A 14711-nucleotide genomic window follows, 5' to 3' on the forward strand; every position below is an offset into this window, starting at 1 on the left:
ATTGGAACAGCCCTATGGCTTAAAAAACCTTTTACGACTTTAGATTTTTATAAAAAAGATACCATTGGATAAACTTTTTTCTCCGGCTTTTGGTAAGTCCCCGATGAATATTGAGATTACCTTTCAGATGACCGAAAAAAGACTCTATGCCGTTGGTTGTTTTCGGAATTTTAGGATTTTGCAGGAAGATAAACATATTGGGTAGAGCCTTTCTGACAACTGAAAAACATCTTCTTACCATCTTGTGCGTGTACCAATATCTTCCGGTTTCCTGGCTGTATGATTTTTCATTCAAAAAATCTTTATGCTTCTCAGACCAATCCAAAAATTCTTTGATCCAATACTGCTTTTTAATTTCATTGTCAATAAAATGAATCTTGCAGACAATTTCACGCAACTCAAAACCCGCTACAGACTTTGGATAAGCCTAAAGCCATATTTTGCACATCCTTTGAATATGTACCAGACATCTCTGAACAGGAACTTTGGGACAGACTTTTCGGATAGCTTTCAGTAGAGATTTGTCTCCATCGCAGGTTATCCCGCCAATTTTTATTCCTAAATTCAAGATGTTTTCCAGATCCTCTTTCAATTCTTCGTAATGCTCTCCGTCAGTAATTCTGTAAAGTTGGGTTTGCTTAAAAACATTGTCTCTGTACACCACCAAACAGATTTCATTGGAGAAGTAAGTCCCGTCAATTAACAAATAAACCTCTTTGTTCTGGCTGTAACTGAGTTTTGGTGCTTTGCTAAGCATCACATTAAAATACCGCTGAAGAGTACTTACCGAATATCCTGATTCTGCTGAAATCTGCTCATAAGTCTGTTTCCCGACAATCCATTTTTTGAACCAAATTTCTTTGTTTTTAAGGCTCACCGATTTATTTTCGGAAGTAAAATAAATGCCGCAATTTTTACATTTAAAACGATGCTTACCGTTTTGCTTTCCCCAGGAAATCACATCCAGACTTTTGCAACTCCAACAACGATTTTTTTTGATTTTTCAGCCATAAAAAAAGTTTATTGAAACAAAGTTCAATAAACTTTCTATATCATCAGTAACAATCGGCAATACAAAGAATTTTACCAACTATTTTTGACTATTAAACCAATTTTTAAATCTTTCAATTGAATTTTACTTGTCAATAGATCCTAAAACCTTTTGAGCAAAAGAATTTAAGGCATCTTTTTCACTCATTCCGTTTTGTACGTTGGCGTGAACTTCAAGTGCTCCACAGATATTGGTGATTAATTCTCCGGCAACATTTAAGTCTTCCTCAGTTGTTCCTCTAAACTCGCAAAAACTTTCCAGCACTTCCAATGTTTTTTCTAAGTTTTCAGGACTCTGATTCTGATAAAACTGTCTGATAATCGGTAACTTCATTATAATTCATTAAATAATTCGGTTAAACTTTCTGCCTTATTGCTCTGAACCTGATTTACTAATTCGCCGTTTCTGAAAATCGCGAAAGTAGGCAGATTATCAACTTTAGCCAGTTTTCTGCTTTCCGGTAATTTTTCTGCATCTACATAAAGAAAAGGAATATTTTCATTTTCAGAAGCTAATTTTTTAAATTTCGGCTTCATAATTCTGCAGTTTCCGCACCATGTTGCGCCATACTGTACGACTACTTTTTCATTTTCGCTTACAATATTCTGCAGCGTATCTTCTGTTAATTCTGTGTACATTTTAATTTGAAAATTTGAAAATGTTAATAAATAGAAAATGAGATAACTTTTAAATAATCATGTGATTAATTTTCAAATTATCTCATTTTCAAATTAGCACATTATATTAATTTTTCGCTAAATATTCAGCGGTAGAATTTCTGTCTGCTTTCATCGCTTCTTTTCCTTCTTCCCAGTTTGCAGGGCAAACTTCACCGTGTTTCTGAACGTGCGTATAAGCATCAATTAATCTTAAATATTCTTTTACGTTTCTTCCCAAAGGCATATCATTTACAGACTCATGGAAAATTTTTCCTGTTTCGTCGATAAGATAAGTTGCTCTGTAAGTTACATTTGAACCTGTAAAAACTTCTTCACCTTCGTCATTGTATTCAAAGTCCTGATCAACAATCCCTAAAAGATTGGCAAGCTGTCTGTGTGTATCAGCCAAAAGCGGATAAGTAACTCCTTCGATACCTCCGTTATCTTTTGAAACATTTAACCATGCAAAATGAACTTCATTTGTGTCACAAGAAGCACCGATAACTTTAGTGTTTCTTTTTTCAAATTCTCCTAAAGCTTCCTGAAAAGCATGAAGTTCAGTAGGGCAAACAAAAGTGAAATCTTTTGGATACCAGAATAAAAGAACTTTCTGCTGATTGGCTGTAGCTTCTTCAAAAACGTTGATTCTAAGATCATCACCCATTTCAGACATTGCGTCGATGGTTACATTCGGGAATTTTTTTCCTACTAAAGACATAATTTCTTGTTTTTTTATTTAAATTTTTTGTAATGCAAATATAGAAATATTTCATCTATCGAACAATTTGATATTGATAAATAAAATCTATAATCATTTTTGATCTGATAGAAATAAAAAAAGCCCTGAATTCAGGACTTTTTTGTTTATTAATAACCAAATATTTCAGTTAAGTTTAATTTTTTTACTTCACCGAGTTTCTGCATATCCGCTTCACTTACTTTATCCTGTGAAGCTACTAGGCAATAGGTGTAGTTTTTGTTTTTCATTTCCTTGTCGTGGAAATTATTGATATCAGCAAAAGTGAGTTTCGGAGCCTGCTCGTAAACATTTTTACGAATATCTGTATTATTACCAAGTTTTTGTGCTCTCAGATATGTGAAGATAATTCCGTCCTGGGTAATTCTTTCTGCAGCAATAGATTTTTTCAATCCGCTTTTCGCTGTTTCAAACAACTGGTCAGATTTTGGAAGAGTTGTTAAAAGCTCGTTCATCGCAGTAGTCGATTCGTTGAATTTATCTGCCTGAGTTCCTACATACGCCATAATCATGTCTTTATCTTCTTTTTTACCTGGAAGTGAAAAATAAGAATACGTAGAGTAGGCTAAAGCCTTAGATTCTCTGATCGTCTGGAACACCACAGAACCCATTCCGCCTCCGAAGTAGTTATTAAATAAATTGACGGTCGGTGTGATGCTCACATTATAAGGATCGCTATTTCTTACCCAGAAGATCTCTGCCTGAACCATATCATAATGAGCAAACAAAACTTTATTTTTATCGGTAGCAATCTGCGTGAAAGTTTTGGATTTCGGCATTTCTTTCAGCGAATTCGGAACTTTATGAATCAATGTTAAAGATGAAGCGACTTCATTTGCAGATTTTGGCCCGTAGTGAAGTATTTTATGTTTAAAATTGAATAAATCATGAAGCATATTCACCAAATCTTCTGCTTTTAAAGCATCCAATTCTGCATCACTTAATACGTTATTGAAAGGATTCTGCGGACCGTACAGAGCATAGCTTCTCAAACCGCTCATAATTGCTCCTTTGTTTTGTTTGGCATTTGCTCTGGATTTTTTCACTCTTGCTTTGTAAGCGTCCAATGCCTTCTGATCTGGCTGACAGTTTTTAATTAAATCTTCAAATAAAGCGGCAGTTTTATCAAAATTTTCGTTTAAACCTTCCAGCGTGATATAGGTTTCTTCATTTCCTGCACTTACATTAAAGCTTGAAGCCAACTTATAAAATTCTTTGCTGATGTCTTCCGAAGATTTATTTTTTGTTCCTAAATACTGCAAATATTCAGCTGCAAAAGGAAGTATTTTATTATTCCATTTTCCGGAATCAAAGTAATAATATAATCTGAATAGTTGATTATCTGTATTTTTTACAGAAAGGACATCTACACTTTTTACTTTACTTTTAGCAATATCTTTATCAAAATTCACCCAAACCGGTGAGATCGGAGCTTCCGGCATCTCATCGATCTTTTTCAAGAATGGCGACTGGTCTTCTCTGTTCACGGAAACAGGCGTAATGGTAGGTTTATCTACTTTTACAATGTTTTTATCTTCATCTTTTCTTTTGTAAACCGCTACATAACTGTTGTCTTTAAGATATTTGGAAGCGAAATCCATGATATCTTTTTTCGTCAGTTTTGAAATCTCTTCAATATACTCCAGTTGAGCTTTATGATCGACTTCTGAGGTGAATTCATCCATCAGAGATTCTGCTCTTGAAGTATATTTTTCATATTTCTGAATAACATTTTTCTTTTCGTTATTAACGATGGACTGCATTAAATCTTCAGAAAATTCCCCTTTTTTTAATTTGTCGATTTCCTGAAGCAACAGGCTTTTTACATCATCCAGCGACTGACCTTCTATCGGATTTCCCTGTAGCAAAAGAACAGAGTAATCTTTCAGTACATACGGATATGCATAAGCTGCTAATAATTTCTGTTTTTTTATAAGATCAAGGTCGATTAAACCGGCCTGTCCATTAGTCAGCATGCTTCCTATAAAGTTCAGCATTCTTGCATCCTTCGTTGTAGCGCCCGGAAATCTGAATCCGATCATGATGTTTTCAGGATTAGGGCCGTAAACTTCTCTTGTAATTGGCGCTGTGATTGGGGTTTCCTGACCTACTTTGTACTCAGGAACTGTTTTAGGCTTCATATAAGAGAATGCCTTATCGATTTTGGCAATCATTTCATCGGGATTAAAATCTCCGGACATGATGATTCCCATGTTGTTAGGAACATAATAATTACTATAATATTCACGAATGGCTTTTAACGAAGGGTTTTTCAGATGCTCAATCGTCCCGATCGTAGTTTGCTTTCCGTAATTGTTATTCGGGAAAATGGCCGCAAACATTGCTTCGTAAACTTTTCTTCCATCGTTATCCAAACCTCTGTTTTTTTCTTCATAAACTGCTTCAAGCTCGGTATGGAAAAGCCTTAAAATAGGTTCTCTGAATCTTTCTGCCTGAACCGCCAGAAACTTATCCGTTACATTAGCCGGAATGTCTTCTGTATAAACCGTCTGTTCGTAGGATGTGAAGGCATTTGTTCCGTCAGCACCCATTCCCGCCATCATTTTGTCGTATTCGTTGGCAATGGCATATTTTGCAGCCTCACCGGAAACTTTATCGATTTCCTTATAAATTTCTTTTCTTTTGGCTTCGTCCTTCGTTGAATTGTATTTTTCATAAAGAGCATCAATCTGATCCAGAAGAGGCTTTTCTTTTGCCCAGTCTTTAGAACCAAACTTGTCTGTACCTTTAAAAAGCATATGCTCAAGATAGTGAGCCAGACCTGTGTGATCTGCCGGATCGGTTTTACTTCCAGCTTTGGTAGCAATGAAAACCTGAATTCTCGGATCTTTTTTTGTAGGACTTAAAATTACAGTTAAACCATTTTTTAACGTATAATATCTTGCAGAAGTAGGATCATTGGTTACATACTTATAAGTGTATCCGTTTGATTTTGCTTCTTTCCACTGGAAATCTTGTCCATAAGCATATCCGCAGTAACTTGCAGCAGCGATGGATGTTACAATTGTGATTCTCTTTAAAAAGTTCATTGGTAAATAGGTGTTTTTTTATTTAGTTAAATTGATCTAAAAGATTTTTGATTCTTCTCATTGCTTCTTTTAATTCTTCTTCCGAAGCAGCATATGAAAATCTGATGCATTCTGGACTTCCGAAAGATACACCGCCTACACATCCGACATGGGCATTTTCGAGTAAGAACATGGCGAAATCATCAGAATCTTTAATTTCTGTTCCATTCAGGGTTTTGCCGATATAATGCGATACATCAGGAAAGAAATAGAAAGCTGCTTTTGGTAACAATACCTTGAAGCCCGGAACTTCTTTGATTAAATCATACACCAGATCTCTTCTTGTTTTGAAAGCATCAATCATGTATTTATATTCTGAAGGGTCAGCCTGTAAAGCAACTATAGAAGCTCTTTGCGCTACCGTATTGGCACCGCTTGTCATTTGTCCCTGAACTTTTTCGCAGGCCTTGGCCAGCCATTCCGGGCATGCAGAATAACCTATTCTCCATCCTGTCATTGCAAAAGCTTTAGACATCCCATTGATTACGGCTGTCTGTTCATAAATTTCAGGAAACTGCGCAATTGAAGTTGTTTTTGTTTCATAGTTGATGTATTCGTAAATCTCGTCAGAAATTACCGTTACGTGAGGATATTTGGCAATAACTTTAGCCAGGGATTTTAATTCATCATATGTGTAATATCCGCCAGAAGGGTTACACGGTGAACTGAATAATACTGCTTTGGTTTTATCGGTAATAGCATTTTCCAACTGTTCTGCCGTAATCTTAAAATCAGTTACATACGAAGTCGGAAGCATCACGGAAACTCCCCCCATCATTTTTACCATTTCATCATAACTTACCCAGTAAGGATTCGGAAGAATTACTTCATCTCCGTCATTCAGAAGTGCTGCCAGAACATTTATAATAGCCTGTTTTGCACCGTTGGAAACACAGATCTGTGAAGGTTTATACTCTAAATTATTGTCTCTTTTTAGTTTGTGGGCAATTGCCTGACGAAGTTCCAGGAATCCCGGGACAGGAGAGTAGTGACTGTAGTTCTCATTAATAGCGTCAAAAGCAGCCTGCTTAATATTATCAGGAACATCAAAATCAGGTTCGCCCAAGGTAAGACTAATGACATCTATCCCGTTGGCCTTCATTTCTCTAGCCTTATTCGACATTACAAAAGTCTGCGAGTAACCAAGTCTATTTACTCTGTCTGAAAGTTTCTCCATGTAATTTTCAAATTTTAACAAATATATGAAAAAACAAGTCTTTGAGAAATCCCGGGAGAACGTTATTTTTAATAAAAACTTAAAAGCTGAAGAGTACGAATATTTTTTGTTGATGAAGTCTGTACGTCTTTTTAGGTTCGATCTTCAGGCTTTATACTTCAAAAATTGAAATAAAAACTTACTTTTGCGTTTTATAATATTTCATATGTCTACAACGTTACTACTAAAATACTTTCCGGATCTTACTGAAAAACAGCTCGAACAGTTTAATAAACTGGAAGATCTGTATAAAGATTGGAACGAAAAAATTAATGTGATTTCGAGAAAGGATATGGAATCTCTCTATGAAAAGCATATTCTGCACTCTCTGGGAATTGCCAAAGTGATGGAGTTTGCTCCAGGAACCAAGGTTTTAGATATCGGAACCGGCGGTGGTTTTCCGGGAATTCCTTTAGCTATTTTATTTCCTGAAACAGAATTCACGCTTATTGATTCTATCGGAAAGAAAATAACTGTGGTAAATGCTGTCTCTGAGGGTGTTGGATTGAAAAATATAACAGCAATTCATGGAAGAGCGGAAAAGCTGAAAGAAAAATTTCATTTTGTGGTGAGCCGCGCGGTGACACAAATGCCGGAATTTTTGAAATGGCTGAAAGGTAAATTTGAAAAAGAACAGTTTAACCCTAAGCATAACGGTATTTTATATTTAAAAGGTGGAGATCTTGCAGAGGAGCTTGCCGGACTCAAATGTGAAATTTTTAACCTTAAAAGTTATTTTGATGAAGAATTTTTTGATACAAAAAAAGTGGTTTATGTATCAAAAGGCAATTTTAATTCTTAATTTAGCATTAAAGAATATTATTTGATGAAAATATAATGATAATCAAAAATTTGTAGCTATGAAAAATTTTCTCCACTTTGGTTTTTCTTTATTTTTTTTAGGATTATTTTTTATTTCTTGTGACGATAACGACAATTATGATACGATAGAATCTGTTGAAAAAATAAAAATCGACAGTGTGAAGGTTATTAATGATACCATGGACGTATTCAGTGTTCAGAGTATTAAAACATATTCAACTTATTCATCTCATTGTGAGGGATTTTACGGATATGATTATGTGCACAGTGACAATTTAATAAGAACAGTTACGGCCTACAAATATACCACCAGCGGACCTTGTACACAGTCAACTTATACATCGGCCAATCAAATTAATTTTAGTCCGCAACAGGTTGGTACATATACTTTTAAATTTTGGAATGGTGGCAATAACTGGATCACCAGGACAATTGTAGTTCAATAGAAAATGAAATGGATTTTTTTAGCCTGTTTTCTGATTTCCAATGCAGTATTCGGTCAGAAGATATACTGGTCAGAAAATGTGAAGTTAAACTGGAGTAACTTTAAAAGCAAAATAAATAATCAGCGGGGTGATAATGTTGTAGCTTATACAAACTGTGGCTGGATATATTCTTATGTAAAATCCTCGAATCCGAAAGTGCCGGTAAAAATTGAAATCCGTACCGTTTTTAATGAAGATAAATCCTGGAAAGACGTAAAAAGAATCAATGATTATGTGCTTCTTCACGAGCAGAAGCATTTTGATGTGGCTGAAGTATATGCAAGAAAACTTCGCAAAGAGATTTCGGAGAAAATAAAGACCTCGTCAGATTTTGATAAATATTTTAAAACAATTTATAACAGAATTCTTAATGAATATCAGGACTTTCAGAGGAAATATGACGGTGAAACGAGAAACGGGATGCTGGAAGATAAACAGTCGGAATATAATCGTATTATTGCTGAAGAATTGGAAAATTATAAAAGCTATACATCGTCTTGAAATTTCTAAACAAAGTCGTTAATGAATTGCTCGCGCAAAATCCTGATTTATCTGAGTTTAACATTATTTTACCCGGAAAAAGACCTGTTGTATTTATCCGTGAAATTCTGAAAGAAAAAGAATACTCCGGATTTCTTCCGAATTTTTTTACCATTGAAGAATTAATCAACCGTATTGCTGATAAACAGCTTATTGATGGTATTTCTTTATGGCTCTTTTCCTTTGATGTCTATAAAAGCCTTAATTTGATTCCTAATGATGATTTTTCAGACTTCCTGAAATGGTTTCCCACGCTTCAGAAAGACTGGGACGATATGATGAAATTCTCAGAAAGCGATCAGGCAGTTCTTCATTATATGTTTGATGAAGAAAGGATAAAAGACTGGGCACAAAATCTTGGGGAAGACGATGATGTTCCCAGGAAAAAATTTCTTAATTTCTGGAAAAATATGAATGTTTTCCTTCCTGTATTGAAGCAGAAACTGCAGGAAAAAAACTGGGCAACTTCCGGAATGATTCATGAAAAAGCGAAAGCTAAGCTTAATGATTTTGCCAAAAATACTGAAGAACAGTTCGTTTTTTGCGGCTTTAATGCTTTTACGCCTGTAGAAGAAAAACTGGTAAGAAATCTATTGCAATGGAATAAAGGACAGTGTTTTTTTCAGGCAGATCATTATTATTTTGACGATGAAAGACAAGAGGCCGGAAAATTCCTCAGAAATCATAAAACATGGAAAGAATTCAATGATAGCAGGGTTTTTAATTGGATTGAAGATGATTTTAATCAGCCTAAAAATATAAAAGTTTACGAAGTTTCAGGAAATATCACCCAAACCAAAATTTTACCGGAAATTTTCAAAGAAATAGATGATAAAACTTATTCTGATACCGCTGTGGTTTTATTGGATGAAAATCTTCTGCCTGCAAGCTTAGACGTAATGTATGGTGTTCAGAATCTAAACATTACGATGGGATTTCCCCTAAAGAATCTGTCCTTTTCAAATGCGGTTAAGCAACTTTTTTATCTTCAGAAACAATTGGAGAAAAATAAATCGTCTTATTATTATCGCGACATTTTTCCAATTCTTGAAGAACTTCCGAAATCTACTGAAGATGAGTTGATTATCAATAATTTTAAAACCAATATTGAAGAAAGAAATATAGTTTACATCTCTAAAAAGCTTATGAATGAGCTTTTGTCGAATCTTTCTTACTTTAATCTGCTTCAGAAAGCTAATTCTACCGGCGAATATCTTGATGCCCTGATTGCGTTTTGCAGACAGATAAAATGGCTCGAAATCGATGATATTCAATATGAAAATGTATCTCACTTTGAAAATGCATTCAGGATTATTAAAAACCAGCTGGCTCCGTATCGGTTTGAGATCAAAATGGAAACACTGGAGATTCTTATTAATCAACATATTAATTCCGAAAGTATCGATTTTCAGGGAGAACCGTTGAGAGGCCTACAAATTATGGGACTCTTGGAAACAAGGTTGCTGAATTTTAAAAATGTTATTTTACTTTCGGTAAATGAAGGTAAACTTCCTCTTGGAAATTCACAGAATACGTATATTCCTTTTGATGTAAGAAAATTCTTTGATCTTCATACTTTTCTGGAAAACGACAGTATTTATGCATACCATTTTTATCGATTAATTCAGGATTCAAAGAATGTTCATTTATTATTCAATGCGTTGAGTTCAGGAGTTAATACGGGCGAAAAAAGCAGGTTTATCACCCAGATCGAGATGGAAAGCTCACATCAGATTGAGCATTTGATTATTGAAAATTCGTCTGAGCCAATTATTACTCAACCTATAGAAATTAAAAAAACAGAAATCGTTTTAGAAAGACTTGAAAAATGGAAATCAAAAGTTTCTGCTTCTCATCTTACAAGCTATCTCTACAATCCAATTGATTTTTATCTTTCCAAAATTCTGAATACCTCTGAAGCAGATGAAATTGAAGAAGAATTGTCAGTGAAAAATTATGGAAACCTTGTTCACTTTTCACTTCAAGAAGTGTATGAAGTTTTAAAAGGTAAAATATTAAAAGAAAATGATTTAAAAAATTCAATTAAAGCTATAGATCAATATATAAATATAGCTATTGAGAAGTTGAAACACCAGCCTGAGTTTTACGAAAAAGGAATGAATTTTATACATAAAGCAATTGCTAAAAAAGTAATAGAAACCATCCTTAATCGTGACCTTGAACTTGTGAAAAATGGAAATACACTGGAAATTATTGATATCGAAAAACGTTTTGAAAATGTTGATTTTTATCTTAATGAAAATGATAAAATCTCCTTTTTTGGTTTTATTGATAGAATCGACAGATTAAACGGAACGCTGAGAATCATAGATTATAAAACGGCCAAAATAAAGAATCTTATTGTAAAGATTGACGAAGATAAAATCGACGAATATTTTCATAATAACGATAGAAAACAGGCATTACAGCTTTGTATTTACCAATATGTTGTGGAAAATCTCCCTGAATTCTGGGGTATGCCTGTTGAGACGGGAATATGGAGCTTTGCAGAGGCAAAAAAAGGCGTTGTTTCTTTACAATTTGAAAAAGGAAATATCGAGGATGCTATGAAATCTATCAAAAGTCTGATTGAGGAAATCCTTAATCCTGATATTAATTTTATTGAAGAGATTAAAGTATATTCCAATTAAAAAGTGGCTAAGTTTCCAAAGCCACTTTTCTGTAATTTTTTCATACACATATATATTTAAATGGCAATTAACGTTCTCGAAATCACCATTATTTTATATTAAAATGCGTTTATTCCGGTAATATCTAAACCGGTAATCAATAAATGAACATCGTGTGTTCCTTCGTAAGTAATCACAGATTCAAGGTTTGCAGCGTGGCGCATCATCGGGAATTCACCCATAATTCCCATTCCACCAAGGATTTGACGAGATTCTCTCGCAATATCAATCGCCATTTTCACATTGTTCCTTTTAGCCATAGAAATTTGCGCAGGTGTTGCTTTATGTGCATTTTTAAGGTTACCTAACTGTAAGCAAAGTAATTGAGCTTTAGTGATTTCAGTTAAAAATTCTGCCAGTTTTTTCTGTTGAAGTTGATAAGATCCGATCGGTTTTCCGAATTGCTTTCTTTCTTTAGCATATTGAACCGCAGTGCAATAACAGTCAATTGCAGCTCCGATTACTCCCCAAGAAATTCCGTATCTGGCTGAATTTAAACAAGATAAAGGTCCTTTTAATCCTGTAACACCAGGAAGCAGATTTTCCTTAGGAACTTTCACATCATTAAATACCAATTCTCCTGTTTTTGAGGCTCTTAAGCTCCATTTGTTATGAGTTTCAGGAGTGGTAAAACCATCCATCCCTCTTTCAACAATTAATCCCTGAACTTTTCCTTCCTCATTTTTAGCCCAAACTACCGCAATATCGCAAAGCGGAGAGTTTGTAATCCACATTTTGGCACCATTCAGAAGATAATGATCTCCCATATCCTTGAAATTGGTTTCCATAGATCCGGGATCTGATCCGTGGTTAGGTTCAGTTAAGCCAAAAGATCCGATCATTTCTCCGGCAGCGAGTTTCGGTAAGTATTTTCTTTTCTGTTCTTCAGAACCAAATTCATTGATAGGAAACATTACCAGAGAACTCTGTACAGAAGCGGCAGAACGAACTGCAGAATCACCTCTTTCCAGTTCCTGCATGATGAGTCCGTAAGAGATCTGATCCAGCCCTGAGCCTCCGTATTCAACAGGAATATAAGGACCTAAAGCTCCGATCTGTCCTAATTCTTTCATTAAATTAGGAATATCGGTATGGTTTTGTGCTGCATGATCTATCTGTGGCATCACAAAACTTTCTACCCAATCTCTTACAGACTGACGGATAAGTTTATGTTCTTCGGTGAGTAAGGAATCAATCCCGTAATAATCGGGAATGCTTGTAAGGGAATAATATGACATTATATTTTAATTTTTCTAAAAATAAGACTTTTAAAGTATTTCAGAGAAATTTTTTTGAATGTCTTTTTATCTGCTGATTTCTAATATTTTAAATAAAATCTAAAAGACAAAACAACAAAATCAGTTTTCATTGTCTTCGCTTGAAATAGGGTATTGATTGGTTGGATTGTACATTCTGTTTTTAAACTTATATAAGTACGGCGCTTTATTGGCAGATCCGTCATACAGTTTTTCTAGTCTGTCTAAAATATTTAAGCTTAATATTTTGCGCTGAAAATTATTTCTCCTGAATTTTTCTCCTAAAATCGTCTCGTAGAGACACTGAAGGTCTTTCATTGTAAATTTTTCCGGAAGAAGATTACTGGCTGCAACTTCTGTATTGATGTTCATTCTCAAATACTCCAAACCGGTTTCAATAATTCTGTCGTGATCGAAAGCCATATTCGGTAATTTGTTGACTTCAACCCATTCACAGGTTTCATTAAAAGCATCAGGAAAAGTATTGGCAATTGAAAAATCGATGAGACTACAGTATCCCACTGTAATGAATCGCTGAAATATCCAGTGATCTTTGGGAACTTCAATGCCTTTATTTTTTAGTAGAATCTGGTGAACATTATTTTCTGTTCTGTCAATTCTTCCAAAAGTATGAAACTGCTTAAGAAAAATATCTTTAAGATGGGTTCTTTCGTATAAAACGCGTGCGGCAGCTTCACGCAGATCTTCATCGTTGAATACAAAACCTCCCGGAAGAGACCATAAATTCAGGTCATGGTACTTTAAAAGCAGAACTTTCAGGATATTGTCATGAAAACCAAATATGGTGCAGTCAACAGATACGTGCGCTACAAAGTCTTTTGTATCAATGAGTTCCTGTAGTGTTCCCTTATTTTTATCGGTATTGATTTTCATGGCAGTAAAAATAAAATTATTTTCTAAATTTTTTATCGGCAAATTTAAAATAAATTAAACTTATTGTAAACATCACAATAACAGCACATAAAATGTAGACTGGATAAAAACTTAAAAGTTGTTTTCCGAATATGATTGCCATAAGAATTGAACTTACAGAACTGCCCAGTGAAGAGAAAATAACAATAAGTGATGTAAAAAGGTTTGCTTTTGCCTTATCAATCTTGGCAATCATTTTTGAATTGATGACAGGGTAAAGTGGCGACAGAAATAAACCGATCACCGGGAATAAAAACAACAGTGATTTGGAGTCGTCGGTATCAAAAAACTGAATTCCAATGATGATCGCCAACGCCAATACAATGAGCGACAGACAGAATATATAGTATTTCGATAATGAAAACCGATGAATCACGTTTGCTGTAATTGTTCTTCCAACATATGAAAATAGGGCTAAAAATGAAGATGCCTGCAATGCAAAAAATGAATTAACCTTTAAATGATTTTTATAAAAAGAAGGTAACCATGAATTGAAACTTTGTTCTACAAAAACAATTGAGAAAATGATGGCTAAAAAAATGATTAACAAAGGATTAAAAAGAATTGATAAATCTTTTAAAATATTTTCATCATTATTTTTTACCGGTTCTGAAATGACAAGCTTTGAGAACAGAAAAATTGTTATTGCCGACAAAACTGTAATTGATAGAAATCCAAATTTCCAGAATTCAGAGAATTGGCTTGAGATCAGCCATCCAAAACCTATATTCACAACGAAAATTCCTATCATGAAAGAGGCTTCTACACTATTCATGGTTTTTGCCAATGCTTTTTCGTCGGAAATATTATTTCTGATAATTCCAAAAACACAAATTTTCCCTATGGCGAAACACGTTCCGATAATAGCAAACCATAATTTGTAAAACCAGAAAACTTTAACGAATGGTAAAATAAGTGAACAAATCCCAACAATTGTTAAAGCCAGAATTAGTGATTTTTTTGTTCCGAATCTGCTAATAAAATTCACCGCAAAAAGTGAAATAAATGCAATCGGAATATCCTTAAATGATTCTAAAAAACCAAGCTTTTCATAAGTGATTTTTGCCTCCGAAAGTTGAAGGATTACAATGCCCATGCAATTTAAGACCATTGAGAAAATAAGAAAAGTAAGTTTTAGGGGAAGTGATATTTTTGAAAGTTTGGTTGTCATTTCGGGGACTCTTATCATTAAATTTTGAGGAAAAATAGCCGT

General features: G+C 34.4%; 14 protein-coding genes. 4 read left to right on the plus strand and 10 right to left on the minus strand.

What is annotated here, in order from left to right; translation table 11 throughout:
• Positions 1-31 precede the first annotated feature (31 nt).
• The 7 genes from BLR30_RS17825 to BLR30_RS04110 all read right to left on the minus strand — a co-directional run bounded on the left by BLR30_RS17825 (position 32) and on the right by BLR30_RS04110 (position 6733).
• Positions 32-397: a hypothetical protein gene (locus BLR30_RS17825; protein ID WP_228400705.1), complete on the minus strand. Its 366-nt coding sequence runs from the start codon at positions 395-397 to the stop codon at positions 32-34.
• 30 nt (positions 398-427) lie between these two features.
• On the minus strand, positions 428-1000 hold the full coding sequence (locus tag BLR30_RS17830; RefSeq protein ID WP_449390416.1) for an IS1/IS1595 family N-terminal zinc-binding domain-containing protein: 573 nt from the start codon (positions 998-1000) through the stop codon (positions 428-430).
• A 135-nt stretch (positions 1001-1135) separates the two neighbouring features.
• Positions 1136-1384 carry a DUF6952 family protein gene (locus tag BLR30_RS04090; protein ID WP_089855166.1) on the minus strand — a complete coding sequence of 83 codons (249 nt, stop codon included), beginning with the start codon at positions 1382-1384 and terminating at the stop codon, positions 1136-1138.
• Entirely contained in the window at positions 1384-1689 is a 306-nt protein-coding gene (locus BLR30_RS04095; protein WP_089855169.1) for a thioredoxin family protein, read from the minus strand. The genes BLR30_RS04090 and BLR30_RS04095 overlap by 1 nt, the downstream gene beginning before the upstream one ends.
• A 106-nt stretch (positions 1690-1795) precedes the next feature.
• Positions 1796-2428: a peroxiredoxin gene (locus BLR30_RS04100; RefSeq protein ID WP_089855172.1), complete on the minus strand. Its 633-nt coding sequence runs from the start codon at positions 2426-2428 to the stop codon at positions 1796-1798.
• A gap of 149 nt (positions 2429-2577) precedes the next feature.
• Positions 2578-5517 (minus strand): M16 family metallopeptidase, encoded by a 2940-nt coding sequence (locus BLR30_RS04105; protein ID WP_089855174.1) that lies wholly within the window; start codon positions 5515-5517, stop codon positions 2578-2580.
• Positions 5518-5539: 22 nt separating this feature from the next.
• The gene (locus BLR30_RS04110) at positions 5540-6733 is read right to left on the minus strand and encodes a pyridoxal phosphate-dependent aminotransferase (protein WP_089855177.1); all 1194 of its coding nucleotides are present in this window, start codon (positions 6731-6733) and stop codon (positions 5540-5542) included.
• 205 nt (positions 6734-6938) lie between these two features.
• Here BLR30_RS04110 and rsmG point away from each other — a divergent pair, with 205 nt between their 5' ends.
• The 4 genes from rsmG to BLR30_RS04130 are packed head-to-tail and all read left to right on the plus strand — an operon-like array spanning position 6939 to position 11270.
• Complete coding sequence (gene rsmG, locus BLR30_RS04115) at positions 6939-7574, plus strand: 16S rRNA (guanine(527)-N(7))-methyltransferase RsmG (protein WP_089855180.1); 636 nt, start codon at positions 6939-6941, stop codon at positions 7572-7574.
• 58 nt (positions 7575-7632) lie between these two features.
• Positions 7633-8040 carry a hypothetical protein gene (locus BLR30_RS04120; RefSeq protein WP_089855183.1) on the plus strand — a complete coding sequence of 136 codons (408 nt, stop codon included), beginning with the start codon at positions 7633-7635 and terminating at the stop codon, positions 8038-8040.
• A 3-nt stretch (positions 8041-8043) separates the two neighbouring features.
• Positions 8044-8580, plus strand: a complete 537-nt coding sequence (locus BLR30_RS04125) for a DUF922 domain-containing protein (RefSeq protein WP_089855186.1) — start codon at positions 8044-8046, stop codon at positions 8578-8580.
• On the plus strand, positions 8577-11270 hold the full coding sequence (locus tag BLR30_RS04130) for a PD-(D/E)XK nuclease family protein (protein WP_089855190.1): 2694 nt from the start codon (positions 8577-8579) through the stop codon (positions 11268-11270). The genes BLR30_RS04125 and BLR30_RS04130 overlap by 4 nt, the downstream gene beginning before the upstream one ends.
• A gap of 98 nt (positions 11271-11368) precedes the next feature.
• Here BLR30_RS04130 and BLR30_RS04135 read toward each other — a convergent pair whose 3' ends face one another.
• From BLR30_RS04135 to BLR30_RS04145, 3 genes are all read right to left on the minus strand, one after another.
• Entirely contained in the window at positions 11369-12547 is a 1179-nt protein-coding gene (locus BLR30_RS04135; RefSeq protein WP_089855193.1) for an acyl-CoA dehydrogenase family protein, read from the minus strand.
• 120 nt (positions 12548-12667) lie between these two features.
• A complete protein-coding gene (locus tag BLR30_RS04140; protein WP_089855906.1) occupies positions 12668-13459 on the minus strand; it encodes an NUDIX hydrolase in 792 nt (263 codons plus the stop codon).
• Between the two features lie 16 nt (positions 13460-13475).
• Positions 13476-14687: an MFS transporter gene (locus BLR30_RS04145; protein WP_394332365.1), complete on the minus strand. Its 1212-nt coding sequence runs from the start codon at positions 14685-14687 to the stop codon at positions 13476-13478.
• Positions 14688-14711: the final 24 nt, after the last annotated feature.

Source organism: Chryseobacterium taeanense, assembly GCF_900099685.1.
In the GTDB taxonomy this organism is placed as follows: domain Bacteria; phylum Bacteroidota; class Bacteroidia; order Flavobacteriales; family Weeksellaceae; genus Chryseobacterium; species Chryseobacterium taeanense.

Excerpts from the sequence above, each read along its gene's own strand:
- BLR30_RS04090 (WP_089855166.1), bottom strand. The coding sequence starts at position 1,384 with ATGAAGTTACCGATTATCAGACAGTTTTATCAGAATCAGAGTCCTGAA.
- BLR30_RS04095 (WP_089855169.1), bottom strand. The coding sequence starts at position 1,689 with ATGTACACAGAATTAACAGAAGATACGCTGCAGAATATTGTAAGCGAA.
- BLR30_RS04100 (WP_089855172.1), bottom strand. The coding sequence starts at position 2,428 with ATGTCTTTAGTAGGAAAAAAATTCCCGAATGTAACCATCGACGCAATG.
- BLR30_RS04105 (WP_089855174.1), bottom strand. The coding sequence starts at position 5,517 with ATGAACTTTTTAAAGAGAATCACAATTGTAACATCCATCGCTGCTGCA.
- BLR30_RS04110 (WP_089855177.1), bottom strand. The coding sequence starts at position 6,733 with ATGGAGAAACTTTCAGACAGAGTAAATAGACTTGGTTACTCGCAGACT.
- rsmG (WP_089855180.1), top strand. The coding sequence starts at position 6,939 with ATGTCTACAACGTTACTACTAAAATACTTTCCGGATCTTACTGAAAAA.
- BLR30_RS04120 (WP_089855183.1), top strand. The coding sequence starts at position 7,633 with ATGAAAAATTTTCTCCACTTTGGTTTTTCTTTATTTTTTTTAGGATTA.
- BLR30_RS04125 (WP_089855186.1), top strand. The coding sequence starts at position 8,044 with ATGAAATGGATTTTTTTAGCCTGTTTTCTGATTTCCAATGCAGTATTC.
- BLR30_RS04135 (WP_089855193.1), bottom strand. The coding sequence starts at position 12,547 with ATGTCATATTATTCCCTTACAAGCATTCCCGATTATTACGGGATTGAT.
- BLR30_RS04140 (WP_089855906.1), bottom strand. The coding sequence starts at position 13,459 with ATGAAAATCAATACCGATAAAAATAAGGGAACACTACAGGAACTCATT.
- BLR30_RS04145 (WP_394332365.1), bottom strand. The coding sequence starts at position 14,687 with ATGATAAGAGTCCCCGAAATGACAACCAAACTTTCAAAAATATCACTT.